At 59.1% G+C, this 25,108-nt stretch carries 28 protein-coding genes; 25 read left to right on the top strand and 3 right to left on the bottom strand.

Translation table 11 applies throughout. From position 1 onward, the window contains the following. Positions 1-109: 109 nt before the first annotated feature. The 4 genes from GV827_RS01345 (at position 110) to GV827_RS01330 (ending at position 5,313) form a co-directional block, all read left to right on the top strand. Complete coding sequence (locus GV827_RS01345) at positions 110-787, top strand: HAD-IA family hydrolase (RefSeq protein ID WP_164351890.1); 678 nt, start codon at positions 110-112, stop codon at positions 785-787. Then, on the top strand, positions 784-1,986 hold the full coding sequence (locus GV827_RS01340) for a DegT/DnrJ/EryC1/StrS family aminotransferase (protein WP_164351889.1): 1,203 nt from the start codon (positions 784-786) through the stop codon (positions 1,984-1,986). Before GV827_RS01345 ends, GV827_RS01340 begins: the two co-directional genes overlap by 4 nt. A 308-nt stretch (positions 1,987-2,294) precedes the next feature. Beyond that, positions 2,295-3,458 carry an isovaleryl-CoA dehydrogenase gene (locus GV827_RS01335; protein WP_164351888.1) on the top strand — a complete coding sequence of 388 codons (1,164 nt, stop codon included), beginning with the start codon at positions 2,295-2,297 and terminating at the stop codon, positions 3,456-3,458. Positions 3,459-3,795: 337 nt separating this feature from the next. Further along, complete coding sequence (locus GV827_RS01330; protein ID WP_164351887.1) at positions 3,796-5,313, top strand: AMP-binding protein; 1,518 nt, start codon at positions 3,796-3,798, stop codon at positions 5,311-5,313. A 29-nt stretch (positions 5,314-5,342) separates the two neighbouring features. Here GV827_RS01330 and GV827_RS01325 read toward each other — a convergent pair whose 3' ends face one another. Further along, positions 5,343-5,939, bottom strand: coding sequence for an OmpW/AlkL family protein (locus tag GV827_RS01325; protein WP_164351886.1), 597 nt, complete (start codon positions 5,937-5,939; stop codon positions 5,343-5,345). A gap of 145 nt (positions 5,940-6,084) precedes the next feature. Here GV827_RS01325 and GV827_RS01320 point away from each other — a divergent pair, with 145 nt between their 5' ends. The 6 genes from GV827_RS01320 to GV827_RS01295 are packed head-to-tail and all read left to right on the top strand — an operon-like array spanning position 6,085 to position 12,514. Then, positions 6,085-7,689 carry a carboxyl transferase domain-containing protein gene (locus tag GV827_RS01320; RefSeq protein WP_164351885.1) on the top strand — a complete coding sequence of 535 codons (1,605 nt, stop codon included), beginning with the start codon at positions 6,085-6,087 and terminating at the stop codon, positions 7,687-7,689. Between the two features lie 60 nt (positions 7,690-7,749). Further along, complete coding sequence (locus tag GV827_RS01315; protein WP_164351884.1) at positions 7,750-8,163, top strand: ASCH domain-containing protein; 414 nt, start codon at positions 7,750-7,752, stop codon at positions 8,161-8,163. Between the two features lie 53 nt (positions 8,164-8,216). Further along, positions 8,217-10,166: an acetyl/propionyl/methylcrotonyl-CoA carboxylase subunit alpha gene (locus tag GV827_RS01310; protein WP_164351883.1), complete on the top strand. Its 1,950-nt coding sequence runs from the start codon at positions 8,217-8,219 to the stop codon at positions 10,164-10,166. Beyond that, positions 10,163-10,828: a glutathione S-transferase family protein gene (locus tag GV827_RS01305; protein WP_164351882.1), complete on the top strand. Its 666-nt coding sequence runs from the start codon at positions 10,163-10,165 to the stop codon at positions 10,826-10,828. Before GV827_RS01310 ends, GV827_RS01305 begins: the two co-directional genes overlap by 4 nt. A gap of 44 nt (positions 10,829-10,872) precedes the next feature. After that, entirely contained in the window at positions 10,873-11,727 is an 855-nt protein-coding gene (locus GV827_RS01300; protein ID WP_164351881.1) for a hydroxymethylglutaryl-CoA lyase, read from the top strand. A gap of 4 nt (positions 11,728-11,731) precedes the next feature. Beyond that, on the top strand, positions 11,732-12,514 hold the full coding sequence (locus GV827_RS01295; RefSeq protein ID WP_164351880.1) for a crotonase/enoyl-CoA hydratase family protein: 783 nt from the start codon (positions 11,732-11,734) through the stop codon (positions 12,512-12,514). Between the two features lie 54 nt (positions 12,515-12,568). On the opposite strand, the gene GV827_RS01290 is transcribed toward GV827_RS01295, so the two are convergent. Beyond that, positions 12,569-13,060, bottom strand: coding sequence for a hypothetical protein (locus GV827_RS01290; RefSeq protein ID WP_164351879.1), 492 nt, complete (start codon positions 13,058-13,060; stop codon positions 12,569-12,571). A 364-nt stretch (positions 13,061-13,424) separates the two neighbouring features. On the opposite strand from GV827_RS01290, the gene GV827_RS01285 reads away from it, so the two are divergent. Then, positions 13,425-14,396 (top strand): ABC transporter ATP-binding protein, encoded by a 972-nt coding sequence (locus GV827_RS01285; protein WP_328823092.1) that lies wholly within the window; start codon positions 13,425-13,427, stop codon positions 14,394-14,396. A 67-nt stretch (positions 14,397-14,463) separates the two neighbouring features. Here GV827_RS01285 and GV827_RS01280 read toward each other — a convergent pair whose 3' ends face one another. Further along, positions 14,464-15,483 carry an HWE histidine kinase domain-containing protein gene (locus tag GV827_RS01280; RefSeq protein ID WP_164351878.1) on the bottom strand — a complete coding sequence of 340 codons (1,020 nt, stop codon included), beginning with the start codon at positions 15,481-15,483 and terminating at the stop codon, positions 14,464-14,466. A 303-nt stretch (positions 15,484-15,786) separates the two neighbouring features. Between GV827_RS01280 and GV827_RS01275 the strand changes: the two genes are divergently transcribed. The 14 genes from GV827_RS01275 to GV827_RS01215 all read left to right on the top strand — a co-directional run bounded on the left by GV827_RS01275 (position 15,787) and on the right by GV827_RS01215 (position 25,089). Then, positions 15,787-16,152 (top strand): NADH-quinone oxidoreductase subunit A, encoded by a 366-nt coding sequence (locus GV827_RS01275; protein ID WP_164351877.1) that lies wholly within the window; start codon positions 15,787-15,789, stop codon positions 16,150-16,152. After that, positions 16,143-16,679: a NuoB/complex I 20 kDa subunit family protein gene (locus GV827_RS01270; protein ID WP_164351876.1), complete on the top strand. Its 537-nt coding sequence runs from the start codon at positions 16,143-16,145 to the stop codon at positions 16,677-16,679. Before GV827_RS01275 ends, GV827_RS01270 begins: the two co-directional genes overlap by 10 nt. Beyond that, positions 16,676-17,284, top strand: coding sequence for an NADH-quinone oxidoreductase subunit C (locus GV827_RS01265; RefSeq protein ID WP_164351875.1), 609 nt, complete (start codon positions 16,676-16,678; stop codon positions 17,282-17,284). Before GV827_RS01270 ends, GV827_RS01265 begins: the two co-directional genes overlap by 4 nt. Further along, positions 17,284-17,457 carry a hypothetical protein gene (locus tag GV827_RS23305; protein WP_204325660.1) on the top strand — a complete coding sequence of 58 codons (174 nt, stop codon included), beginning with the start codon at positions 17,284-17,286 and terminating at the stop codon, positions 17,455-17,457. Before GV827_RS01265 ends, GV827_RS23305 begins: the two co-directional genes overlap by 1 nt. A 112-nt stretch (positions 17,458-17,569) precedes the next feature. Beyond that, the gene (locus GV827_RS01260) at positions 17,570-18,814 is read left to right on the top strand and encodes an NADH-quinone oxidoreductase subunit D (RefSeq protein ID WP_164351874.1); all 1,245 of its coding nucleotides are present in this window, start codon (positions 17,570-17,572) and stop codon (positions 18,812-18,814) included. Between the two features lie 74 nt (positions 18,815-18,888). Next, a complete protein-coding gene (locus GV827_RS01255) occupies positions 18,889-20,169 on the top strand; it encodes an NADH-quinone oxidoreductase subunit E (protein ID WP_164351873.1) in 1,281 nt (426 codons plus the stop codon). A gap of 33 nt (positions 20,170-20,202) precedes the next feature. Further along, positions 20,203-21,072 (top strand): hypothetical protein, encoded by an 870-nt coding sequence (locus tag GV827_RS01250; RefSeq protein ID WP_164351872.1) that lies wholly within the window; start codon positions 20,203-20,205, stop codon positions 21,070-21,072. A gap of 18 nt (positions 21,073-21,090) precedes the next feature. After that, positions 21,091-21,318: a DUF5337 domain-containing protein gene (locus tag GV827_RS01245; RefSeq protein ID WP_164351871.1), complete on the top strand. Its 228-nt coding sequence runs from the start codon at positions 21,091-21,093 to the stop codon at positions 21,316-21,318. A gap of 66 nt (positions 21,319-21,384) precedes the next feature. Next, entirely contained in the window at positions 21,385-22,680 is a 1,296-nt protein-coding gene (gene nuoF / locus GV827_RS01240; RefSeq protein WP_164351870.1) for an NADH-quinone oxidoreductase subunit NuoF, read from the top strand. Next, positions 22,680-23,096 carry an MAPEG family protein gene (locus GV827_RS01235; RefSeq protein WP_164351869.1) on the top strand — a complete coding sequence of 139 codons (417 nt, stop codon included), beginning with the start codon at positions 22,680-22,682 and terminating at the stop codon, positions 23,094-23,096. Before nuoF ends, GV827_RS01235 begins: the two co-directional genes overlap by 1 nt. Before the next feature lie 86 nt (positions 23,097-23,182). Further along, positions 23,183-23,473, top strand: a complete 291-nt coding sequence (locus GV827_RS01230) for a hypothetical protein (RefSeq protein ID WP_164351868.1) — start codon at positions 23,183-23,185, stop codon at positions 23,471-23,473. Between the two features lie 19 nt (positions 23,474-23,492). Then, positions 23,493-23,981, top strand: a complete 489-nt coding sequence (locus tag GV827_RS01225) for a DUF3291 domain-containing protein (protein WP_164351867.1) — start codon at positions 23,493-23,495, stop codon at positions 23,979-23,981. A 65-nt stretch (positions 23,982-24,046) separates the two neighbouring features. Next, complete coding sequence (locus GV827_RS01220) at positions 24,047-24,760, top strand: class I SAM-dependent methyltransferase (protein ID WP_164351866.1); 714 nt, start codon at positions 24,047-24,049, stop codon at positions 24,758-24,760. Beyond that, positions 24,760-25,089: a hypothetical protein gene (locus tag GV827_RS01215; protein ID WP_164351865.1), complete on the top strand. Its 330-nt coding sequence runs from the start codon at positions 24,760-24,762 to the stop codon at positions 25,087-25,089. The genes GV827_RS01220 and GV827_RS01215 overlap by 1 nt, the downstream gene beginning before the upstream one ends. Positions 25,090-25,108 lie beyond the last annotated feature (19 nt).

Here is a 25,108-nt window from a genome sequence, read left to right as displayed (position 1 = left end):
CTTTGCCTCTCTTTACGCGCTTGGCACGGACGCGCAAGTCTGGCAGGGATCAAACAAGGTTGCGGGTTGCAACATCAGCGGGCGGGGTTCCGCCCATGGAGGGTTCCGGGTGAAGACAGTTGTATTCGACCTTGATGGCACTTTGGCCGATACCAGTGGCGACCTGATCGCCGCTGCGAACGTATGTTTTCGGGATATGGGGGCGGGTGATGTGCTGGATGCCCGGCGTGATGCCGGCACGGCTTTGCGCGGCGGCCGCGCGATGTTACGGCTTGGGATGGAGCGGCTGGGGCGGAGTGAAGACGCAGAGACAATTGATGCCTATTACCCGCGACTGCTTGAGGCCTACGCCGAGGATATCGACCGCCACACGTTTTTGTATCCCGGCGCGATGGATGCTGTCGCGGGTCTGAAAGACACTGGATTTGGCGTGGCAATCTGCACAAACAAACCCGAAGGGTTGGCCGATATCCTGCTGACACGGCTGGGGGTGCGGGACGCTTTCGATGCGATGTTGGGGGCGGATACGCTGGCGGTCAGAAAACCGGATCCCGAACACCTGTTCGAGACGGCGCGCCGGGCGGGTGGACACCCTGAGAAGTGTCTGTTGATTGGTGACAGTGACACAGACCGCAAGACGGCGCGGGCGGCAGGTGTGCCTTGCGTACTTGTTACCTTCGGACCGGCAGGCGGAGACATGGCGGCGCTGGAGCCTGAGGCGTTGCTAGAAAACTACGCGGATTTGCATGGTATTGTGGTCAACCTGATCGGGGAGCCAGTGCGATGAGTGAGGTATTCAAAGGCAGTTTTACCCAGCAAGAGCCGATCCCTGAGGAGGGGATCGAAGCGGCCGTGGCGGTGATGCGCTCGGGGCGCCTGCACCGCTATAACACCGCGCCCGGTGAGGTGGCAGAGACCGTGCTGCTGGAGCAGGAGTTTGCCGCGCAGGTTGGTGCGAAATACTGCCTTGCGGTGGCTTCGGGCGGGTACGCCATGGCGACGGCCCTCAGGGCCGTCGGAGTGAAGCCCGGCGACCGCGTGCTGACCAACGCCTTCACGCTGGCGCCAGTGCCGGGGGCAATTGCAGCGGTGGGAGCGGTACCAGTTTTTGTGGGTGTCACGGAACAGCTGGTGATTGATCTTGATGATCTGGCCGCCAAGGCGGATCAGGCTGACGTGCTGCTACTGAGCCATATGCGGGGGCATCTGGCCGATATGGACGCGCTGATGGCAATTTGCGATGCCGCTGACATCACAGTGATCGAGGATTGCGCCCATACGATGGGGGCTGCGTGGAAAGGTGTGCCATCGGGGACGCAAGGCAAGGTCGGATGTTATTCCTGTCAGACGTACAAGCACGTGAATTCCGGTGAGGGCGGGCTGTTCGTGACGGATGATGCAGAGGTCGCGGCGCGGGCGGTGATTCTGTCAGGGTCATATATGATGTACGAGCGGCATCTGGCCGGACCGCCCAAGGAAGCGTTCGACACGATCCGATATGAGACACCCAATATCTCGGGCCGGATGGACAATCTGCGGGCGGCGATCCTGCGGCCTCAACTGCGCAAGTTGGACATTCAGCGGGAGCGCTGGAACGAAAGGTATTATGAGATTGAGAAGGGACTGCGCGACACGCCCGGTCTGACGGTGATCGAACGGCCTGAGGAAGAGACGATTGTGGGGTCGTCGATCCAGTTCTTGCTGAAGGGTTGGGACGCTGCAGCGGTTGAAGAGGTGCTGGCGCGCTGTCTCAAACGCGGGGTCGAGTTGAAATGGTTTGGCGGGGCCGAGCCGGTGGGCTTTACCAGCCGTTATGACAGTTGGCGCTATGTTGAGGCACCCCGGATGCCGCAGAGCGATGCCGTGTTGGCGGGGATCATCGACATTCGGGTGCCGTTGACCTTTTCGCTTGAAGATTGCGCCCTGATTGCGCGCATCATCAAGGCCGAAGTGGGGGCAGTTTATCAGGCTGCTCATCGGCCCTGACGGGCGTCTTCGCTGCCACATAGGCGTAATAAACAGCGCTGCGGGTCTCACCATCCCAGAGAGGTCTGGAGCCGCCCTTGATTGATCTCCTGTCTGGCAGAGTGCTGTCGTCTTCCCAAGAAAAATAGCGGTATCCCGCGGGGCGGGTCCCTCCGCGATTTTTCTTGGCAAGCCGCCATCGCTCCGCCCGACCTGTGCTCAAGCAAGGGCGGCTCCAGACCAGAGAGGATGGGGAATCGTTGACCGGGCTCAAGCGGTGCGCTAGGTAATGAACAAGTGTTCATTAAATCCGTTTGGGGAGACCGGCCATGTTCACCGCCAGCATGAAATTTGATCTGGGCGAAGACGTTGAAGCAATGCGCGAGATGGTGCACCGCTGGGCACAGGAACGCGTGAAGCCGATGGCGGCGGATATCGATCGTAACAATGAATTTCCGCCAGAGCTTTGGACCGAGATGGGCGAGCTTGGTCTGCTGGGCATGACCGTGGGCGAGGAATACGGCGGCTCTGGCATGACGTATCTGGCGCATACGGTTGCCGTCGAGGAGGTGGCGCGCGCGTCAGCGTCGGTTTCGCTGTCTTACGGGGCACATTCAAACCTCTGCGTGAACCAGATCAAGCTGAATGGCACGGATGAGCAACGTCAGAAGTTCTTGCCAAAGTTGTGTTCGGGTGAACATGTCGGCGCGCTTGCGATGTCAGAGCCGTCGGCGGGCAGTGACGTGGTGAGCATGAAGCTGCGCGCGGAGAAGCGCAACGATCACTATCGGCTCAATGGCAACAAATACTGGATCACCAACGGACCCGATGCGCAGACGCTGGTGGTCTATGCCAAGACCGACCCCGATGCAGGCTCCAAGGGGATCACCGCTTTCCTGATCGACAAGGACATGAAGGGATTTTCGACCTCGCCCCATTTCGACAAGCTGGGGATGCGCGGTTCGAACACCGCCGAGCTGATCTTTGAAGACGTGGAAGTGCCCTTCGAGAATGTGCTGGGCGAGGAAGGGCGCGGCGTGGCCGTGCTGATGTCGGGGCTCGATTACGAGCGCGTGGTGCTGGCGGGGATTGGCCTTGGGATCATGGCGGCCTGTCTGGATGAGATCATGCCCTATATGGCCGAGCGCAAGCAGTTCGGCCAACCGATCGGGAATTTCCAGCTGATGCAGGGCAAAATGGCCGATATGTACACCGCGATGAATTCGGCGAGGGCCTATGTCTATGCGGTGGCGCAGGCCTGTGACCGCGGCGATGTCACGCGCCAGGACGCCGCGGCCTGCTGTCTTTATGCCTCTGAACAGGCGATGGTGCAGGCGCATCAGGCGGTACAAGCCATGGGCGGTGCCGGGTATCTGAGCGATAATGCGGTGGGCCGCATTTTCCGCGATGCCAAGCTGATGGAGATCGGCGCAGGCACCTCCGAGATCCGGCGGATGCTTGTCGGCCGCGAGATGATGACGGCGATGGGCTAAGCGCTGTGCCGCGCTGGCTTTGGTGGGCGCCCCTGGGTTTGCTCGTCCTTGCATTTGCGCTGATTGGGCTACGGTACGGCTGGATTGCGGCGACGACGACGGAGACGGATGTGATCAACCGGTATGCGACACGGTACATCAAGGAGCACGGCGGGACCGCCGCGCTGACCGATTGCGTGGCGTATCCCGGAACGGCTTATCCGGGCATATGGATGGTGGTCAGCTGTACGCCGACTGGGTCTGAGGGGCCAGGGCGATATGAATACTTTGTCAATCGACTGGGAGGGTTGGAATATCGCAATGGGCCAGTTTCTCCTTCGCTTACAGGGCCTAAAACATGAACCTGCCGGGGCTGGACAAGGACGGAAGCTGGCTCATCCCTGAGCGGCTCAACATGGCGGCACAATGTCTGGGACAGAGTTCTGGCAAAACAGCGATCATTGATCTGACTGGACCCACGCGGCGGGATGTGAGTTTTGCTGAGTTGAGCGATATGACCGACGGTTTGGCGCGTGCATTGCGCGCGCGGATTTCGCCGGGTGACCGGGTGGGAGTGCTCTTGAGTCAAAGCCCATGGTGTGCGGCAGCGCATCTGGCAATCTGGAAAATCGGCGCGATTTCAGTGCCTTTGTTCAAGCTCTTCAAGCGCGACGCGCTCGTGTCACGGGTCGGAGACGCAGGATGTGCCATCGTGCTGACCGACAGCGAAGGGGCGGATATGCTGGACGGTCTGGCAGAACCGTGGCTTGCAGGCCGTGTTGGTATTGACGGGGACGCCGTGGCCTTTGCCGAGACGGGACCCGAAGACCCCGCCGTTCTGATTTATACCTCCGGGACCACCGGAAGCCCGAAGGGCGCGCTGCATGCGCACCGCGTGCTGACCGGGCATCTGCCGGGCGTCGCGATGAGCCATGATCATCTGGGTCAGGCCGGCGATTGCCTGTGGACCCCTGCGGATTGGGCGTGGATTGGGGGGCTTTTCGATGTCCTGATGCCGGGGCTGGCGCTGGGCGTGCCGGTGGTGGCGGCCAGGATGGCGAAATTCTCAGTTGAAGAATGCGTCGAAGTGATCGCGAAAGGCGGCGTGCGCAACGTGTTCTTCCCGCCCACAGCCTTGCGGATGCTGAAAGCCGAAGAGGCCAAAGTGCCCGGCTTGCGATCTGTTGCCAGCGGAGGAGAACCGCTCGGGGCAGAGATGCTGGCATGGGGACGACGCGCCTTTGGCCTGGATATCAATGAGTTCTATGGCCAGACAGAGTGCAACATGGTGGCCTCGTCTTGCGGTATAGATTTTCCGGCGCGGCCCGGCTGTATTGGCAAGGCGGTGCCGGGCCATGATGTTGCAGTGATTGACGCGCAGGGCGCGCCAACTGATGAGGAAGGTGATGTGGCGGTGCGCCGTGGCTCTGCGTCGATGATGCTGCGCTACTGGAACCGGCCCGATGCGACAGCTGAGAAATTCCGGGGCGACTGGCTGGTGACTGGAGATCGTGGCGTCTGGGAGGGAGATTATCTGCGATTTGTGGGCCGCGAAGATGATGTCATCACATCAGCTGGGTACCGTATCGGTCCGGCTGAGATCGAAGATTGCTTGCTGACACATCCGGACGTGGCGACTTGTGGCGTTATAGGCAAGCCTGACAAGCTGCGCACAGAGATCGTCAAGGCCTATGTCGTGCGCCGCGCTGGCGCGGAAGTGACAGAAGAGGATTTGCAGAATTGGGTGAAGGAACGGCTTGCAAGCTATTCATACCCAAGAGAGATCGAATTTCTTGAGGCGCTGCCGATGACAGTGACCGGCAAGGTGATCCGAAAAGATCTGAAGGCACGCGCGAAAGCGGAGGCCGCAAGATGATGCGGCCTCTTACAGATATTTCACAGCGCTTAGAACTTGATCACATAGGCGAGGTTGACGACGTAAGGGTCGATTTCGGCGGTGCCGATGCTTGCACCATTCAGCGAGACGTCAGCGTCGATATCCATCCAGCGGATGTTCGCACGCAAGGCGGCGGTTGGGCTCAGCTCGTAGTCCATGCCGACCTGAACCGCGAGGCCCCAGCTGTCGTCCAACTCCAGATTGCCAAGGGGCGACGCCTCTTCGAAGAACGTGGTGTAGTTCACACCGGCTCCGATGTAGGGCTTGAATGCCGAGGCTGTCGGGAAGTGATAATTAATCGACAGGGTGGGTGGCAGATGCTTGGTGCTGCCTGCAAACCCGACGCCCGCGATATTGATATCGTGTTCGAACGGAGTCGCAGCAAGAAGCTCAATGCCCAGATTGTCGCGAATGAAGTATTCGAGTGTTATTGTCGGACGGACATCATTGTTGATCTCCGCGGCACCTCCGGCCAACACGCCGTTTTCCGATTTCGGGATCACGCCGCCCAGACCAAGGCCGAGGGTAAAATCGCCTTGAGATTGCGCGGCGACGGATGTCGCGCTGACAGTGGCAAGAAGGATGACGGCAAGGCTGAGTCTCATGACTTTTCTCCGACTGATGTTAATAATCCCATTTTACGCCGCATCGCAGTATCGCTGAATGATTTGGATCAATTCACGCGACGAAATCGACCAATAAACGGCGGTGAGGCACCTCTCATCGCTGGTGCAGCATGAAAGGACTTTCATGAAACTGAGCTCACAAATTCTCACGTCCTCCGAGACGTTCAAGGCCAACGAGGCCGCACATCTGCAAGCGCTGGATCAGGTCAGCGCGGCAGCGGAAGCGGCGGCATTGGGCGGTGGTGAAAAATCGCGCGCGCGCCACGAGAGCCGGGGCAAGATGCTGCCGCGGGAGCGGGTGGCGAACCTGCTTGATCCGGGGTCGCCCTTTTTGGAGATCGGGGCGACAGCGGCCCATGGGCTTTACGATGGGGCTGCTCCTTGCGCGGGTGTGATCGCGGGTATCGGCCGGGTGCAGGGGCACGAGGTCATGGTCGTTTGCAACGATGCAACGGTGAAGGGCGGCACCTATTACCCGATGACGGTCAAAAAGCACCTACGTGCACAAGAAATCGCGGAAGCCAACAATCTGCCGTGCGTGTATCTTGTCGACTCCGGCGGTGCAAACCTGCCCAATCAGGACGAGGTCTTCCCAGACCGGGACCACTTTGGCGCGATCTTCTACAATCAGGCGCGTATGTCGTCCAAAGGCATTCCCCAGATCGCCGTTGTGATGGGGTCCTGTACCGCTGGCGGTGCCTACGTGCCTGCGATGTCGGACGTGACGATTATTGTGAAGGAACAGGGAACGATCTTTCTGGCCGGACCGCCTCTGGTCAAAGCCGCGACCGGCGAAATTGTGTCTGCCGAAGACCTTGGCGGGGGGGATGTGCATACCCGTTTGTCCGGTGTCGCTGACTATCTGGCAGAGGACGATGCCCATGCGCTTGCCCTGGCACGCCGTGCTGTTGGGCAGTTGAACCGGGCCAAGCCCACGACCGTGCAATGGGAGACGCCGGAAGAGCCCGCCTATGATCCTTCCGAAATCCTCGGGGCAGTGCCAGCGGACTTGCGCACGCCTTATGATATTCGAGAAGTCATCGCGCGGCTGGTCGACGGCTCGCGGTTTGATGAATTCAAATCGCGCTTTGGCGAAACGCTGGTCTGCGGCTTTGCCCACGTCAAGGGCTGCCCCATCGGGGTCATCGCCAACAACGGCGTCTTGTTTTCGGAGGCCGCACAGAAGGGCGCGCACTTCGTTGAGCTATGCTCGCAGCGCAATATCCCACTGGTTTTCCTGCAGAATATCACCGGTTTCATGGTGGGCAGGAAATACGAGAACGAAGGCATCGCCCGTCATGGTGCCAAGATGGTGACGGCGGTTGCCACCACAAATGTGCCAAAGATCACGATGCTGGTGGGCGGTTCCTTCGGCGCTGGCAACTACGGCATGGCGGGTCGGGCCTATCGCCCCCGTTTCCTGTGGACGTGGCCAAATTCCCGGATTTCTGTGATGGGCGGGCCGCAGGCGGCTGGCGTGCTGGCCACCGTCAAGCGCGACGCGATGGAGCGCGCGGGGCAGGAATGGTCGGCTGAAGAAGAGGCAGCGTTCAAGCAACCGACCATCGATATGTTCGAAGAACAAAGCCACCCCCTTTACGCGTCGGCCCGGCTCTGGGACGATGGCATCATCGATCCGCGCAAAAGCCGGGATGTGCTCTTCCTCAGTCTCTCGGCCAGTTTGAATGCACCGATAGAGCCGACGAAATTCGGCGTCTTCCGGATGTAGTCGCGGTCCAACACGAAACGCTGCTCTGAGTGAGCAGGATTGCTGATCAAGGAGAATGCGATGATTTCCGTACCTGACGCTCTTGCCCGTTTTCCGGGCTCAAGCACTTTTACCTTCGGGGACAGCCACGAACTGAACGTCAAGATACTGCGCCTTGTCTCGAACGGCTTCAAAACCGTCAGCTGCGACGCCGTTGCCAATTTTGAACAGCGGGGCGAACGGATGCCGGAGCCGGAGCGTGTGGATATCGCCCTGCATAACAATGGCTTGCCGGTTCTGGCCATCCGTACCGTTGCCGTCGACCTGATGCGCTTTGATGAGATGACCGAAGACCTGATCGCCGATCAGGGAGAGTTTCGCGATCTGGCGCACTGGCGCGAGGGGTATGAGGCGTATCTGACGCGGGCGGGGGTCTTTGCGCCTGATGCAATGATGGTTGTCGAGCGGTTCGAGGTAGCGGACCGGTTCATGTGAACGCGATAAAGAGCCACAAGGCCAAGACAGAAGAATGAAAAAGGAAACAGCGCATGTTTGATACGATCCTGATTGCGAACCGGGGCGAGATCGCCTGCCGCGTGATGGAGACGGCCCGCGCCATGGGTGTGCGCTGCGTCGCCGTCTATTCGGATGCAGACGCGGGGGCCAAGCATGTGGAGATGGCCGATGTCGCCGTGCACATTGGCGGCTCAGCGCCTGCGCAAAGCTACCTTAAGGGCGACGTGCTCATCCAAGCCGCTTTGGACACGGGCGCGCAGGCGATCCATCCGGGATATGGCTTTTTGTCAGAGAACCCGGACTTCGTTGAGGCAGTCGAAAACGCCGGGCTCACATTCATCGGTCCCTCCGCAAAGGCCATTCGCGCGATGGGCCTCAAGGACGCGGCCAAGGCGCTGATGGTCAAGGCCGGGGTGCCGGTCGTGCCGGGGTATCACGGTTCGGATCAGGACGATGGTCTGCTGGCGAAAGAGGCCGAAGCCATAGGGTATCCCGTGCTGATCAAGGCTGTGGCAGGCGGTGGCGGCAAGGGCATGCGGCTGGTCGAGAAGCCGGATGACTTCTTTGCGGCGCTGAAAAGCGCACGTTCCGAGGCCAAAACCGCCTTCGGCAATGCCGATGTCCTGGTTGAAAAATTCGTCTCCAAGCCACGCCACATCGAAGTTCAGGTGTTTGGCGATGGCAAGACTGCGGTGCATCTCTTTGAGCGCGATTGTTCCCTCCAACGTCGCCACCAAAAAGTGATCGAGGAAGCCCCGGCGCCCGGTATGACCGAGGAGATGCGCACGGCCATGGGGGCCGCGGCGGTCCGTGCGGCAGAGGCGATCGGCTATGCGGGGGCGGGAACCGTTGAGTTCATTGTGGATGGCTCGGAGGGGCTGTCTCCGGACGGGTTCTTTTTCATGGAGATGAACACGCGCCTTCAGGTCGAGCATCCGGTGACAGAGATGATCACAGGTGTTGATCTGGTGGAATGGCAGCTGCGCGTGGCTGCCGGAGAGGCGCTGCCAGCCGCGCAGGAAGATCTGTCGATCAATGGCCATGCCTTTGAAGCACGGCTTTATGCCGAGGATGTGCCAAAAGGCTTCCTGCCTGCGACAGGGACGCTGACACATCTGGCTTTCACACCTCAGACGCGGGCGGACTCGGGTGTCCGGGCAGGGGATACGATCTCACCCTTTTACGACCCGATGATCGCCAAGGTGGTCGTTCATGGCCCGACGCGGGACGTGGCCTTGGCGAAACTGCGCGCGGCGCTGGCGGGCTGCCAGGTTGGCGGCACGGTGACCAACCTTGCGTTTCTCGGTGCGCTGGCCGGACATGACGGCTTTGGACAAGGCGATGTTGATACCGGGTTGATCGCGCGGGACATTGATGCCCTGACCGTCGCGCCCGAAGTCGCACCGCGTCACGCCGCGCTCGCCGGGATGGCGGCGCTTGGATTGCTGGAGACCGCTGCCGAAACCGGCTTTCATCTTTGGCGACCTTTGCGCCGGCAGGTGCTCTTGCGGTGGGACGACGGGGAACATTTGCTCAAAGTGCGCGTGTCGTCGCCCGACAAGCAGATCTGGTCCGTGGGCGATGACGACGTCACCGCAGAACAGCGGGCAGGCCGTTGGATCGTCGGCGGACAGATCGCTGCTGACGTGACGCGGGCGGGAGACGCGATCACGGTATTCGAGGGGTACGGATTGACCTTCGAAGTGGTCGATCTGCTGGATCGCGCGGCGGGGGCGCAGGGAGACGGCAACTTGATCGAGGCACCGATGCCCGGACTTGTCCGTGCGGTCGACGCGAAGGTCGGTCAAGTCGTTGCGAAAGGTGACCGTCTGGCCGTGTTGGAGGCCATGAAGATGGAACATTCCTTGCTTGCCGCACGCGATGGCACCGTGGCCGAGGTGCTGGCCGCCGAAGGCGATCAGGTCGAGGCAGGGGCGGCGCTGGTCCGGCTCGAAGCAGAAGAGACGGAGGCTGCCGCATGATCACGCTGCATCATTGCCCGCAGACCCGATCCATGCGCACGCTGTGGCTGCTGAATGAACTGGATGTGGATTTTCGCGTGCATATTCACGCCTTTGACCGGTCCTTGCGGGCGCCTGAATACCTCAGCCTGTCTCCTGCGGGCCGTGTGCCCGCGCTTGAGATCGAGGGCGAGCGGATGTTCGAGACCGGCGCGATCACCCAGTATCTGTGCGAACGTTTCAGCCCTGACCGGCTGGGCCGCAGCCCCGGAACGCCCGACCGCATGGCATGGCTGGTCTGGGTCCATTTTGCCGAGACGATCAGTCAGCACACGGCCGCATTGACTCAGCAACATGTAGCCTTGCGTGAAGACCACATGCGCAGCCCCATCGTGATGAAGCTTGAAGCCGCGCGGATCGGCAAATGTTTCGACGCGATCGAGGCGCGGTTGAGCACCCCGGTCGAGAACCGCGATTACCTTTTGACCTCAGGATTTTCGGCAGCGGACATTTCGGTGGGGCAGGCCGTCTATATGTCGAAGTTCTTCGTCAAGCTGGATGATCATCCGGCGGTGGCCGAATGGTACGAGCGTATCACTGAGCGCGAAGCTTTTCAAAAATCGCTGCCTCATGGTGACGGAATCTATCAGCAGGATTTTTATCCACCGTGGCCGGTGGATTAGGTCTAGGGTGACCAAAGAACATCAATCAATGACGGGGGAGCGCCATGAGTCTGGGGCCATGTGAAATTTTCGAAGTAGGGCCCCGGGACGGGCTGCAAAACGAGGCGCGCGAGATACCGGTGGCCGAAAAGGTCGCGCTGGTGGACAAGCTGAGTGCCGCAGGATTCCGGCGGATTGAATGCGCCAGTTTCGTCAGCCCGAAATGGGTGCCGCAAATGGCAGGTTCAGGTGAGGTGCTGGCGGCCATCAAACGAGTCGATGGTATCCGGTACGCAGCCCTGACCCCGAACATGCGGGGTTACGAGGACGCGCTGAAGGCGGGGGCGGATGAAATCGCGGTCTTTGGCTCGGCCTCCGAAGGGTTCAGCCAGAAGAACATCAACGCCAGTATTGCAGAGTCATTCGAACGTTTTGCGCCCATCCTGGAAGAAGCGCGGCACGTGGATATTCCGGTGCGGGGATACGTGTCTTGCGTGGTGGAGTGCCCCTATGACGGCCCTGTCGCCCCTGCAGCGGTGGCAGAGGTGGCCGACAAGCTTTTCGCCATGGGCTGCTATGAAATCTCGCTTGGGGACACGATTGGCGCAGGCACACCTGACAGCATCGCCCGCATGTTGCTGGCGGTGCGAGATGCTGTGCCGGTCGGGCGACTTGCCGGTCACTACCACGACACCAAGGGCCGGGCGATGGACAACATTGATGCCTCGCTTTCCATGGGGGTGCGGGTGTTTGATGCTGCCGTGGGTGGCTTGGGTGGATGTCCTTATGCGCCGGGTGCTGCGGGCAACGTCGCCACAGAGGCGGTCAACGCACATCTGACCGCGCTGGGCTATCAGACAGGACTGGATCAGGCAGTCCTGGAAGAAGCTGCTGAGATGGCGAAGGCAATGCGGGGCTGAGACGATGTTTGAGACGATCACGATCGACACCGACGCACGGGGTGTCGCAACACTGACGCTAAACCTGCCCGAAAAGCACAACGCCATGTCAGCCCAGATGCTGGCCGATCTGACACAGGCTGCGGGCGATCTGGCGGCGGATGACGCGGTGCGGGTTGTCGTGTTGACTGGTGCTGGCAAGTCTTTCTGCGCAGGCGGCGATCTGGGCTGGATGCGTGCGCAGCGCGACATGGATGCCGAAACACGCTCAGCCGAAGCCTCCAAGCTGGCTGGTATGCTGGGGGCGTTAAACCGGTTGCCCAAGCCTCTGGTTGGCAAGGTACAGGGCAACGCTTTTGGCGGTGGGGTCGGTATGGCATCCGTCTGTGATGTCGCAATCGGTGTAGATACATTGAAGATGGGCTTCACCGAGACGCGGCTGGGCATCATACCAGCTACCATCGGACCCTATGTGCTGGCCCGAATGGGAGAAGGGCGCGCCCGACGCGTGTTCATGTCCGCCCGGCTTTTCGGGGCTGACGAGGCAGTTGACCTCGGATTGCTGGCCAAGAACGTGCCAGCGGAAGAACTGGATGCCGCGATTGAGGCAGAGGTGGTGCCCTATCTTAGCTGCGCGCCGGGGGCGGTCGCTGCTGCCAAAAACCTTGCGCTTGATCTGGGCGGTGTCGCAACAGAAGAGGCGGTTGCGATGTCCATTGCTGCGCTGGCTGAGCGGTGGGAAACCGAGGAAGCTGCGGAGGGCATCGGGGCCTTTTTTGACAAGCGCAAGGCCGCCTGGATGCCATAGGAGCGGGGCTGTTACCCCGCCCAAATCTGTTGGCTGCGTAAACTGCTGCGGGCGCTAGAATAGGAGCGATTGCCTTTGTAGGCCCCACAGCACATGCCAGCAGAGGTAATAAATCAGACGTAGGGCGATCATTGATCCGGCACCGAACCGGAGAAATAGCCAAATCTGTACAGTACTGATCAGGCTGACGTTGCCAAGGACCAGCCAGCTTTGCAGCGTCGCACCAGAGTTAAGAGCGAACTGAAACAACGGTTCAGCCGCAATTGCGGGCAGAAAGACCAGAGGTGAGCTTGGTCTTCTCGACGCGATCACAGACAAAACAGCGAGCGGTATCAGGTGAAAAGTAACCTCGGCCACAAGGGCGATGGCAGGATAAAACAACAAGGCCTCAGGCAAGGGGACATTCAGGTCCTGCGGGAATGGTATCGCAAGGTCGATCAAAATGGCTGGAAGGGTGAGGACGCACCCAAGAACGCACAACCCTGAAATAGCTACCATGCTGATGGTGCCTGTATTCTTCGATTGTCGGGTTTCGATGATGTTCAAAAGCGGCAGCAGGGCACCGGCCGCAATGACAACCACAGGCAACAGCGGCATGTGACCAATGCCGGGTAAAGGGCCTTGGCCGTATACCAATGAGAAAACTGCGGCGCAGGCGGTGGCCGCTATGGCGAAGACCACGTATCCCAATTTTGAACCCCGCAGAGGGTTTATCTGGTGCATGGCCAGACAATAGCTGCAGGCCCTGCTTTGTGATTGAGGTGCGTCAATCGGCTGATATCATCCGCCCGACCAGCATTCACGTATACAGCTCATGCGTAATGTGTCGCCGCAATCATGCGGGCTTGCAGCTGCCGCATCTATCGGCACAAGGTGTCGGACAGCAGTGAAACAACGGCGGCGACATCCTGTGACACCACTTTCAAGGCTCTATACCCCCCGCGAGCTCAAACGCACGGGTGATGACAGCGCGGCATCTTCAATTCGCGCGTATGTCTGGCGGATGACGGGCTGGCATCAGGTGGCAACCTGCGCCATTGCGGTCATGGTTGCGGCCCTCAATCTTGCGCCGATTGAATTGCAGCGCCGGATCGTCAACGAAGTGGTCGAGACACAAGACATTCCGTTGCTCGTCCGATTTGGCCTGATTTATCTGGCAATCATCATCCTCCATCAGGCGGTAAAATTCGGTCTGCGGATGTATCAGGTCTGGCTGACCGAAAGTACGAATATCTACACGCGTGCCCATCTGCTGCGGCTTTACGGTGGGCAGATAGAGGATGATGAAAACGCTGAAGGGCGGGTTGTCTCTATTGTCGGATCCGAAGTTGAAAAGCTTGGCGGATTTGTTGGTGAGGCACTCTCGCAAGCCTGTGCAAACATTGCGCTTTTACTGGGTGTTCTGGTCTACATGTTCGTGGTGGAGCCACAGATCGCACTCTATGCGCTGGCCTTCATGGTGCCGCAGATCATGTTGACCCCACTGATGCAGCGCAAGCTGAATGAATTGGTGGAAGAACGCGTCAGCTATGTACGTAGCCTTGGTGATCGTGTGTCGAACATGGAGGCCCCGGTATCGGAGGATGATCCGGCAATTCTGTCCAAGATTTATGAGAACCGGATCATGTTCAATATGTTGAAATTCACGTTGAAGGCGGCTCTCAATCTGACAAATGCGCTGGGACCGCTGTCGGTCCTGTTGTTTGGTGGTTATCTGGTGATGATCGGGGAAAGCCAGGTAGGCGTCATCGTTGCCTTCATTTCAGGCTTTGAGCGCATCAGCGGTCCGGTGCGCGAACTGGTTGGTTTCTACCGGGTGACAGAGCAGGCCCGCGTGCAACATGACATGGTCGCCAAATGGATGTCCAAGGTCATTGATTGACCGCCACGGAGAGGGTGTTCGCAACGGCTCTCGCAGTCTTCGAGGCATTCCATTGCCAGGTGCGAATCTAGCCGTTGTCCCGAGACGTATTTGTTCCAACCTGATACGCAAACTGATCAGCATCGAAACGGGTCTGGGCCGGAAGGCCAATTTGCGCAGGGAAAATGCGGGTCAGGATTTCGGTACCAAAGCCTTTTCTGTCAGGCTGACCGTCGATCGAGATGTTTGTCTCAACCCAGGAAAACCAGAAATCAGACTCCAGTGAACCGCCCCAAGTCACAGAAAGCTCGCCCGATTGCTGGAAGAACGCACCGTATTTTGCTGCGTTAGCCGTGAGTTCATGGAGTGCGAGGGAAAACGACTGTGCGCGATCTGGATGTATGTGAAGGTCTGGTCCGGAAATACGGATCGCAGTCTTGGACCCTTCGCCAAGATAGGGATCAAGGTGCGCACGCAGCAAAGCCTCCAAGTTGAGGCCATGTAGGTTCTTACCGGTAAGCAACTTGCTGGTGGATGCCAATGCGATGATCCGGCGTTCATAATTCGCCATGAACGCCTTCAGGTCGCTTTCTGACTGGGCAGTGCGCTTTGCGACCGTCAGCACCAAAGTTAGCAGATTGCCGATCCGGTGCTCCAGCTCTGACGAAATGGCTGCTGACATGCGGTCCGCCTGGACTTTCTCGGTGACCGGCTCTGATGCCTGGATGACATGGGTGATCTGACCTTGGGCGTTGCGCAGGGGGCGATGGGTCGCGGTCCACCAGACATCGCGCTGGGCGCCGGGTGGCCCGTCAGAATCTGGCATCGGGTAATACAACTCGACGACAGAGGTTTCCTTGCCATCGAGTGCAGCGCGCAGTGCCTGCTCTACCGGGGCGCGGTGTTGCGGGTCCGCAGGCAGGACGTCAAAGATTTTGTTACCCATGATCTGGTCCCGGGTACTGCCGGTATTTTTGAAGAACCGTTCGTTCGCATCAGTTGCCCGCAGATCGTGGTCAAGGATGAGAAGCTGGACAGGGTATTCTTGGAAGTGTTGACGATAGTCGAGGGAATCGTCCCGCTCGGGGGCATCGTCGGATTCAAACATGTGAACAGCGGCCTTTGCTGATGAAGCCAAGAATGACGGCGTTAACCCCATTTTAATTCAATTCCCACGTGTAGCAAGCCGCTTGAGGGCTGGGGAATACGGGTTCCAGGGGTGACAATGCCTGTGATGCTGTGTTCAAGATCAGTCAGGTGCTCAATTCCACCGCAACAGGCGCCCACCTGCGGCCTTTTACCCGCCCCATCCCGTTGACCCTTGCCGTGCATGAGTTTAGACCCAACTTCAACGACGTGATGTCGGTGTCCGCGCCTTGCCATGCGGATGCCAAGCCAAAAGGAGCCTCCCTTGGACGACATGCTGCGGGAATACCTGCCTATCCTTGTTTTTCTGGCTGTTGCGGTCGGTTTCGGGATCATCTTGATCCTTGCTGCCGTGATCATAGCCGTGCGCAATCCGGACCCCGAAAAGGTGTCTGCCTACGAATGTGGTTTCAACGCATTTGACGACGCCCGGATGAAGTTCGATGTGCGTTTCTACCTCGTTTCTATCCTGTTCATCATTTTCGATCTGGAAATCGCCTTCCTGTTCCCTTGGGCCGTGGCCTTCAAGGACATCTCAATGGTGGGTTTCTGGTCAATGATGGTGTTCCTTGGCGTGCTGACCGCTGGTTTCGCCTATGAATGGAAGAAAGGGGCGCTGGAATGGCAGTAACCGACGCAGGCGCCTACAAGGCCGGACCCGACCGGGAGGTCGCCACGCAAGACCTGAACGCGGCCTTGCAGGACAAGGGATTTCTGGTCACCTCCTCGGCGGATGTGATCAACTGGGCGCGCACCGGCTCGCTGCACTGGATGACCTTTGGTCTGGCGTGCTGCGCGGTTGAGATGATGCATACCTCCATGCCGCGTTATGACCTTGAGCGGTTCGGGACAGCACCACGTGCCTCCCCGCGCCAGTCGGACCTGATGATTGTCGCGGGTACACTGACCAACAAAATGGCCCCGGCGCTGCGCAAGGTCTACGACCAGATGCCAGAGCCGCGCTATGTGATCTCGATGGGTTCTTGCGCCAACGGCGGTGGCTATTACCACTACAGCTATTCCGTGGTGCGCGGCTGTGACCGGATCGTACCCGTGGACATCTACGTGCCGGGCTGCCCACCAACAGCGGAGGCGCTGCTTTATGGCATCCTTCAGCTGCAGAAAAAAATGCGCCGGACAGGGACGATTGTACGATGACTGACGCGCTGCAAGAGCTTGGAAGCTATATCGAGGCCAAGCGGCCCGATTGCGTGCTGGCCTGGGATGTAACCCATGGTGAGCTGAATATGGATGTGACGCTTGGCAATATTGCCGGGCTGGTGGACTTCCTGAAGGGAGATGCGACTTGCCGGTTCTCGACATTGGTGGACATCACGGCGGTTGATTATACTGGCCGGGCAAAGCGCTTCGATGTCGTCTATCATCTGCTCAGCATGTACCAAAACCACCGCATCCGCCTGCGCGTTGCGGTTCGGGAAAAGGACATGGTGCCATCGCTGACCGAAGTGCACCCCAGCGCCAATTGGTTCGAGCGTGAGATTTTTGACATGTTCGGTATCCTGTTCTCAGGTCACCCGGACCTTCGCCGGATCCTTACCGACTACGGGTTTCGCGGCTATCCGCTGCGCAAGGATTTCCCGACCACCGGCTACACGGAGGTCCGCTATGACGAGGCGCAAAAGCGCGTTGTCTATGAGCCGGTCAAGCTGGTTCAGGAATACCGGCAGTTTGATTTCATGTCGCCTTGGGAAGGGGCTGAATACATCCTCCCGGGAGACGATAAAGCCGAAGGAGCAAAGTAATGGGCGGCATCTGGTGGTTGATCCTGTCGGCCCTGACGGCCATTCCGATGGTCAAGCTGCTGCCGCACTTCGGCATAAACAAATACTGGGCTGCGGTCTGTCTCGTCCCGTTTGGCACTATTGCCTTGCTGTGGTGGATGGGCCTGAAGCTGCAAGAGTTGGAGAAGCTATGATTGCCTTTCTGGAAGAGTTGATGGCCAAGCTGTTTGGCGCAGGCGACGAAATGCCGATCCGCGTACGCGCGGATGAAGACACGCCCAACGACCGCTTGATGAAGGGGCGTAAATGATGGACGGCGATATTCGCGTCAACACCTACGACGACGGCTCGACCGACGCCGTGACGGGTGAACAGCGCATCCGGAATTTCAACATCAACTTTGGCCCGCAACACCCTGCGGCTCATGGTGTTTTGCGCTTGGTGCTTGAGCTTGACGGCGAGATTGTCGAGCGGTGCGATCCGCACATCGGCTTGCTGCACCGTGGCACCGAAAAGCTGATGGAAAGCCGCACTTACCTGCAAAACCTGCCGTATTTCGACCGGTTGGACTACGTGGCGCCTATGAACCAGGAACACGCGTGGTGTCTGGCGATTGAAAAGCTGACCGGGACCGAAGTACCTCGCCGCGCGTCCCTGATCCGCGTGCTGTATTGCGAGATTGGCCGGGTGCTGAACCACCTGCTGAACGTGACCACGCAGGCGCTGGACGTTGGTGCGCTGACGCCTCCGCTGTGGGGCTTTGAAGAGCGCGAGAAACTGATGGTGTTTTACGAGCGTGCCTGCGGCGCGCGGCTTCACGCGGCCTATTTCCGGCCGGGCGGTGTGCACCAGGACCTCCCCGAAGATCTGATCGACGACATCGAGACTTGGGCGAACGAATTTCCGGCCTTGTTGGACGATATCGACGGGCTGCTGACTGAAAATCGGATTTTCAAGCAGCGCAACGTCGACATCGGTGTCGTGACCGAAGAAGACATCCTCAACTACGGCTTCTCAGGCGTTATGGTGCGCGGCTCTGGCATGGCTTGGGATTTGCGCCGTGCGCAACCCTACGAATGCTATGACGAGTTCGAATTCAAGGTGCCCGTCGGCAAGAACGGCGACTGCTTTGACCGCTATCTGTGCCGCATGGAAGAAATGCGCCAGTCCGTCCACATCATCCATCAGGCGATCGCCAAGCTGCGCGCGCCCGAAGGGAAGGGCGATATCCTTGCGCGGGGCAAGATCACGCCGCCGACGCGGACCGACATGAAGCAGAACATGGAAAGCCTGATTCACCACTTCAAGCTTTATACCGAAGGGTTCCACGTGCCGGCGGGTGAAGTCTATTGCCCGGTTGAAGCACCAAAGGGCGAGTTCGGCGTGTATCTTGTGGCCGATGGCACGAACAAGCCTTACCGCGCCAAGCTGCGCGCGCCGGGCTTCCTGCACCTGCAAGCGATGGATCACATCAGCAAAGGTCACCAGCTGGCTGATGTTGCTGCGATTATCGGGACAATGGATGTGGTGTTCGGAGAGATCGACCGCTGATCGGCGGTCCTCTCCGGCAACTGAATTGTAATACCGGGCGCTGTGCCCATAACTAGAGACGAAGGCCAGAGACGATGCTCCGCCGACTGCACCACGAACAACCCGATAGTTTTGCCTTCACATCTGACAACCAGAAGTGGGCCGAAGCGCAGATCACCAAGTACCCAGAGGGCCGTCAGGCCAGCGCGATCATTCCGCTGTTGTGGCGCGCGCAAGAGCAGGAGGGGTGGTTGACCCGTCCCGCCATTGAGCATGTGTCTGAAATGTTGGGATTGGCCTATATTCGTGGCCTCGAGGTGGCAACGTTCTACTTCATGTTCCAGTTGCAACCTGTTGGTAGCGTTGCACATATCCAGATTTGTGGCACCACGACCTGCATGATCTGCGGTGCCGAGGATCTGGTGAGTGTTTGCAAGGAAAAGATTGCCGCGAACCCGCATGAACTGTCCGCTGACGGCAAGTTTTCGTGGGAAGAGGTCGAATGCCTGGGTGCCTGCGCGAATGCGCCAATGGCGCAGATCGGCAAGGACTACTACGAAGATCTGACCGCCGATAAGCTGACCCAACTCCTTGATGATCTGGCGGCGGGCAAAGTGCCGGTACCGGGACCTCAAAACGGGCGTTATGCGTCCGAACCTTTGGGCGGTCTTACCAGCCTTAAGGATCAGGATAGCGGCAAGACCCAATACAATGCGAGTGCGCAACTGGCCGTTGATATCGGTGATACGGTCAAGCGGATCGACGGTACCGAAGTGCCCCTTGTGACACCATGGCAGGGCAAGGGCGCGAATACAGATGCCGCTCCCGCAAAGGGCAAGGCTGTCAAGCGTGACCCGCTGATGCCGCCTGAGGGCCCAGACGGCAAACAGGGCGGACGCGTGGCCGGAGAAAAGGCCGCGCCGCGAAACGTCGGAGCAAGCTCTGACGGACGTAGCGAGGCGCCGGGTGAGGCCCCAAAAGCCATGGCGAAAGCAAAGCCGAAAACAGGATCTGTCGCACCGGAGAAAGCTGATAAAAGCGTCAAGGCGCAGTCTGGCAAGGCCACTGAAAGCGCGGGCAAGAAACCGCGTATGATGAAAGCGCCGCGCAAATCCGGGGCTGACGATCTCAAGTTGATCAAGGGTGTAGGTCCAAAGCTGGAAAACATGCTAAACAGCATGGGTGTGTTTCATTTTGACCAAATCGCCAAATGGGGCGATGAGGAAATTATCTGGGCGGACCAGAACCTTCAGGGGTTCAAGGGGCGTGTAAGCCGCGATGATTGGGTGGAGCAGGCAAAGAAACTGGCGGTCGGCGAAGAGACAGCCTTTTCCGCGAAGGCCCGCACAGACGGGCGCTACGATGGCGGTTCCTAACGGGTCGCCTGCACCAAGAGGGATTTGAAATTTATGTCAGAGAAGCAAAGCAGCTTTGAATGTACGATTATCTGCTGGGGCGTTGCCGCCGTGGTGGGTGTCGTTTCCATGGTCATGCTCTACATGCTGGCCGGTTTTGACGGCACTCAGGCGTTCTTTACTGGCGCAGTGATAGGGTTTGCCCTGGGCGTTGTGTTGAGCCTGTTCATGTGTCGCGGTCAGACGGCTGCGGCTGATCTGGCATCGGATGCAAAACCCGCACAGCGATACGCGCGTGAGGCGGCTGAGGACAAGGCACGCCGAGAAGGGGGCACAGCCCCATCCGGCGCGACAGACGGACCTGCCGCTGCTGCACCCGCAGCGACATCAACCTCGGCTTCGGCCACTGCTGCGCCTGTCATGTCAGGTGGCGTCAAGCCTTCCAAACCGCTTGCGGGGCAGGCCGAACTTGCATCGCGCAAAGGCGAATGGAAGTACGAAGGTGGCAAGGGAAAAACTGTAGAGAAATCCAAGGCAATCCCCGCAGGAGAGACCGCAGCACCGGCAGTGGCCCCGTCCGTGGCGGCACAGCAGGCAGCCAAGGCACCAAAAGACAGCGGTGCCAAGAGCAAACGCGCGCCGGTTGCGGCCGATGGCAAACCTGAGCTTTACGATGGGCCTCCGGCCGAAGGTGCCGATGACCTTAAGCTGATCAGTGGCGTGGGTCCCAAGCTGGAGCAGACCCTTAATGAGATGGGCGTCTACCGGTTTGAACAGGTCGCAGCATGGCGCAAGAAAGAGATCGAGTGGGTTGATTCCCGACTGCGGTTCAAGGGCCGCATTGAGCGTGACGATTGGATGAGCCAGGCGAAAATCCTGGCCAAGGGCGGCGAGACAGAGTTCTCAAAGCGCAAGAAGAAGTAAGGCTGGCCGGTTCCGCGGATGAGTGAGCAACGCGACAAGGCATTGGCGAAGAAAGGCCAGACTGTTGGTCTGGTCATCGCTTTGACCATGGTTTTGTGGTTGATCGCCAATCTTGCGGGGCCGCAGCTTGGCTTGCCGGGGCGCTATGCGCTGTTGTTCGATTTCGCAGCACTTGCTGCGCTGTTTTGGGCCATGGTGGTGATCTTTCAGATGTGGCAGGCACGGCAGGCCGATAAAAAAGACTGATCAGTCCCTTGGGCTGAAGAACGCGATTAGGCTCCGGTCAGGAGCACAGAGAAGAGTAGAGAGCACATGCTTGCAGATCAGGACCGCATTTTCACCAATATCTACGGTATGCATGACCGCACGCTAAAAGGCGCGCAGGCACGCGGCCATTGGGATGGTACGGCGGGTATCCTAAAGAAGGGGCGCGACTGGATCATCGACCAGATGAAGGCGTCCGGGTTGCGGGGCCGGGGTGGCGCGGGTTTTCCAACTGGTCTGAAGTGGTCCTTCATGCCGAAGGAAAGCGACGGGCGGCCTGCCTATCTGGTGATCAACGCGGACGAATCCGAACCCGGCACCTGCAAGGACCGCGAGATCATGCGCCATGATCCGCACACGCTGATCGAAGGGTGCCTGATCGCGTCTTTCGCGATGAACGCGCATGCCTGCTATATCTACATTCGGGGCGAGTATATCCGCGAGAAAGAAGCGCTCCAGAACGCGATTGATGAGGCTTACGAGGCTGGTCTGCTGGGCAAGAATGCTGCCAAGTCGGGCTGGGATTTCGATCTGTATCTGCACCATGGTGCCGGTGCCTATATCTGCGGTGAGGAAACGGCGCTGCTGGAAAGCCTTGAAGGCAAGAAGGGTATGCCCCGCATGAAGCCACCGTTCCCGGCGGGCGCGGGCCTTTATGGCTGCCCGACCACAGTGAACAATGTTGAATCCATTGCCGTTGTGCCCACGATCCTGCGGCGCGGGCCAGAATGGTTCGCAGGTTTCGGCCGTGCCAACAACGCCGGGACAAAGCTGTTCGCCGTTTCCGGCCACGTGAACAACCCATGCGTCGTGGAAGAAGCCATGTCGATCACCTTCGAAGAGCTGATCGAGACCCATTGCGGCGGCATCCGGGGCGGCTGGGGTAACCTCAAGGCTGTGATCCCCGGCGGATCTTCGGTGCCGATGATCCCCGGCAAGGACATGCGCGATGCGATCATGGACTTCGATTATCTGCGCGAACAGCGGTCAGGCCTTGGCACCGCGGCGGTGATCGTGATGGACAACTCGACAGATGTGATCAAGGCGATCTGGCGTCTGTCAAAGTTCTACAAGCATGAGTCCTGTGGTCAGTGCACGCCCTGCCGCGAGGGCACCGGCTGGATGATGCGCGTGATGGACCGTCTGGTGACGGGGGATGCGGAGCCCGAAGAGATCGACATGCTGCTGGACGTGACCAAGCAGGTCGAGGGCCACACCATCTGTGCGCTGGGTGATGCTGCTGCATGGCCCATTCAGGGTCTGATCCGGCATTTCCGGGATGAAATCGAGGACCGGATCAAGCACAAGCGCACCGGCCGCGTCAGCGCAGTGGCGGCAGAGTAATGGCCGGTTTCGAGGAATATGGGCACGCGCTGGCGTCACTTGCCCTTTGGGGATTGATGATGGTGGCCTTGTCCATGATCTCGACCCGTGGCCGGAAGCCCGAGAACCGCTGCGATTGCGGCAAGCCCAAGCGTAACTATGCTGATCCGGCTTATCGCCGCGAACGTGCGTTCATGAACGCTGTCGAAACATCACCGGCATTCATGGCCACCACGGTGGCAGCCATGCTGTCCGGGGCATCGCCCGTTTCGGTCAATGCCTTGGCATCCATTTTCCTCCTCTCGCGAATTGCGATGGCTGTCGTCCATATCCGGACCGAAAACCAGCCCATGCGCTCGGCCATGTTCGGGATCGGCTGGCTGGTGATCATCCTCATGGCGCTCTTGTCGCTTTGGACAATATTCATCGTAGCATGAAGCGGCGCGGCCTTCAGTGCCGCGCGATCTGCGTCTTTTCCTCTAGTTTGGCTTGTTGGGTCGGTGCCGGTGCGGCAAAAACGCAAATGCCCGAATTCACTGTCCGCAGCCAGTTCGAACAGATCATGGCGCGGCGGTTTTCCGATACTTGTGAAACCGTGGCCTTCGATACCGCGGGAGGCAATTGGCATCTGCACGCATTGATTGCCCAGTTCGGCGACCGGGGTATCCACGCGCGCACGCTGGCGGGTCGCTACGCGCCAACACATCCCCTAAGCTTTGACAAACACATCGAGGATTTCGCATCGAAGTACGGCTTCAGTGTTTCCCCTGAAAGCCAAGCACTTTGCGCCGCCGCGAAGACCGAAGCTTTCTGATCGGAAAGGTAAACCTCACATGACAAACATGCATCTTGCCGAATTGAACGTCGGGCGCCTTATCGCCCCTGTTGACGATCTTCGAGTGGGTGAATTCATGGCCAACCTCGACAAAATCAATGGGCTGGCGAAACGGATGCCCGGCTTTGTCTGGATGATGGAGGGGGCCGCTGGCACCGGAAACACGGACAGCGCGATTGACGGCGATCCGCAGTTCATTCCGAACCTGAGTGTCTGGGAGAGCATCGAAACGCTGGAAACCTTCGTCTGGGGAACCATTCACAAACAGTTCTATCAGCGCAGACAAGAATGGTTTGAGGTCTTGAGTGATTTGCATTTCGTCATGTGGTGGGTGCCTGTGGGGCATCAGCCGACTTTGGACGAAGCGCTCGCTCGACTGGAGCACCTGCGCGCCCATGGCGACAGCGATCATGCCTTTGGCTGGGCCCATTTGGCTGAGGCCAAGATGCACCAGACACATGGGTGTCGGGATACAAAGGTTGCCTGAAACGGCTTTTTCGCAAATATGGACGCCATAAGGGGAAAAACCCCACGTCAGAGCAGGAGCAGCCAATGAAAAAGTTCAGATTCCCGGAAGACGGTGACGTCGCGGCGGATATCCGGGAACGTTATGGCTTTGATGGCGATTTGCTCGACATCTACGCTGGGAATGAAGGGGTGAAGGTGCACAAGTGGCACCACTACCTCCCGCTCTATGACCGGTACTTTGGCCGTTACCGCGACACAGCGGTCAAATTCCTTGAGATTGGTGTGAACAACGGTGGCTCACTCCAGATGTGGCGCCGCTATCTGGGCAAGGACGCCGTGCTGTGCGGGATCGACATCAATCCGGACTGTGCGCAGTATGACGGCCAGTCGGGGATGGTGCGGATCGGATCACAGGACGATCCTGACTTCCTGGCCGAAGTGGTCAAGGAGATGGGCGGCGTGGACGTGGTGCTGGATGATGGCAGCCACAGGATGCCACACATCGAAAAACCCCTGCGCGTGCTGTTCCCGATGCTGACCGAGGGCGGCACCTATATGATCGAGGATCTGCACACGTCCTATTATCCACGCTTTGGCGGAGGCTTTCGCGCACCGACGAATTTCTTTAATACGGTGCGGCACATGATTGACGACATGCACAGCTGGTATCACGGGAAGAAAGAGCTCAGCATCCCGGAGCAGGCTCAGGAATTCAACGGGCTGCACATTCACGATTCCATCGTGGTGATCGACAAAGCGGCCGCGCAACGGCCTACACATTCGAGGGTTCAACGATGATGAAATTGGCAGTAGCAGGCGTGGTTGCCTTGGGTGTGCTGGCGGGATGTACCGACAGCCAAAACCGGATTGCGTTTGACGGGCAGTATTTCCGCACGAAGGTCTCGAAAGTCGACAAGCAGCGTCACGTGTTTACGGTGCGTATCCGCGATGTGGCACGCTCGCTCGACGGTGCGCGCGAGGCGGGGCGTCATGCGGGCGTTTCTTACTGCGTTGAGAACTACGGAAGTTCGAAAATCACTTGGGCTGTTGGCCCGGATACGCCCCCCGAAGAGCTTCAGATCGTCGATAATACCTTGGTGTTCCAAGGGGTTTGCCCTCAGCTTTGAAATACGCGATAAGGGGCGC

The sequence above is a fragment of the Sulfitobacter sediminilitoris genome (assembly GCF_010667575.1).
GTDB classification, from domain to species: Bacteria; Pseudomonadota; Alphaproteobacteria; order Rhodobacterales; family Rhodobacteraceae; genus Sulfitobacter; species Sulfitobacter sediminilitoris.
The sequence above is the reverse complement of the archived record's forward strand: the minus strand, read 5'-3'. Positions and strand labels throughout refer to the sequence as shown.

Coding starts and splice junctions, on each gene's coding strand:
- GV827_RS01330 (WP_164351887.1), top strand. CDS start 3,796: ATGAACCTGCCGGGGCTGGACAAGGACGGAAGCTGGCTCATCCCTGAG.
- GV827_RS01315 (WP_164351884.1), top strand. CDS start 7,750: ATGATTTCCGTACCTGACGCTCTTGCCCGTTTTCCGGGCTCAAGCACT.
- GV827_RS01225 (WP_164351867.1), top strand. CDS start 23,493: ATGACAAACATGCATCTTGCCGAATTGAACGTCGGGCGCCTTATCGCC.
- GV827_RS01335 (WP_164351888.1), top strand. CDS start 2,295: ATGTTCACCGCCAGCATGAAATTTGATCTGGGCGAAGACGTTGAAGCA.
- GV827_RS01300 (WP_164351881.1), top strand. CDS start 10,873: ATGAGTCTGGGGCCATGTGAAATTTTCGAAGTAGGGCCCCGGGACGGG.
- GV827_RS01295 (WP_164351880.1), top strand. CDS start 11,732: ATGTTTGAGACGATCACGATCGACACCGACGCACGGGGTGTCGCAACA.
- GV827_RS01280 (WP_164351878.1), bottom strand. CDS start 15,483: ATGTTTGAATCCGACGATGCCCCCGAGCGGGACGATTCCCTCGACTAT.
- GV827_RS01340 (WP_164351889.1), top strand. CDS start 784: ATGAGTGAGGTATTCAAAGGCAGTTTTACCCAGCAAGAGCCGATCCCT.
- GV827_RS01215 (WP_164351865.1), top strand. CDS start 24,760: ATGAAATTGGCAGTAGCAGGCGTGGTTGCCTTGGGTGTGCTGGCGGGA.
- GV827_RS01320 (WP_164351885.1), top strand. CDS start 6,085: ATGAAACTGAGCTCACAAATTCTCACGTCCTCCGAGACGTTCAAGGCC.
- GV827_RS01220 (WP_164351866.1), top strand. CDS start 24,047: ATGAAAAAGTTCAGATTCCCGGAAGACGGTGACGTCGCGGCGGATATC.
- GV827_RS01260 (WP_164351874.1), top strand. CDS start 17,570: ATGATGGACGGCGATATTCGCGTCAACACCTACGACGACGGCTCGACC.
- GV827_RS01250 (WP_164351872.1), top strand. CDS start 20,203: ATGTCAGAGAAGCAAAGCAGCTTTGAATGTACGATTATCTGCTGGGGC.
- GV827_RS23305 (WP_204325660.1), top strand. CDS start 17,284: ATGGGCGGCATCTGGTGGTTGATCCTGTCGGCCCTGACGGCCATTCCG.
- GV827_RS01245 (WP_164351871.1), top strand. CDS start 21,091: ATGAGTGAGCAACGCGACAAGGCATTGGCGAAGAAAGGCCAGACTGTT.
- GV827_RS01230 (WP_164351868.1), top strand. CDS start 23,183: ATGCCCGAATTCACTGTCCGCAGCCAGTTCGAACAGATCATGGCGCGG.
- GV827_RS01310 (WP_164351883.1), top strand. CDS start 8,217: ATGTTTGATACGATCCTGATTGCGAACCGGGGCGAGATCGCCTGCCGC.
- GV827_RS01235 (WP_164351869.1), top strand. CDS start 22,680: ATGGCCGGTTTCGAGGAATATGGGCACGCGCTGGCGTCACTTGCCCTT.
- nuoF (WP_164351870.1), top strand. CDS start 21,385: ATGCTTGCAGATCAGGACCGCATTTTCACCAATATCTACGGTATGCAT.
- GV827_RS01255 (WP_164351873.1), top strand. CDS start 18,889: ATGCTCCGCCGACTGCACCACGAACAACCCGATAGTTTTGCCTTCACA.
- GV827_RS01265 (WP_164351875.1), top strand. CDS start 16,676: ATGACTGACGCGCTGCAAGAGCTTGGAAGCTATATCGAGGCCAAGCGG.
- GV827_RS01270 (WP_164351876.1), top strand. CDS start 16,143: ATGGCAGTAACCGACGCAGGCGCCTACAAGGCCGGACCCGACCGGGAG.
- GV827_RS01325 (WP_164351886.1), bottom strand. CDS start 5,939: ATGAGACTCAGCCTTGCCGTCATCCTTCTTGCCACTGTCAGCGCGACA.
- GV827_RS01305 (WP_164351882.1), top strand. CDS start 10,163: ATGATCACGCTGCATCATTGCCCGCAGACCCGATCCATGCGCACGCTG.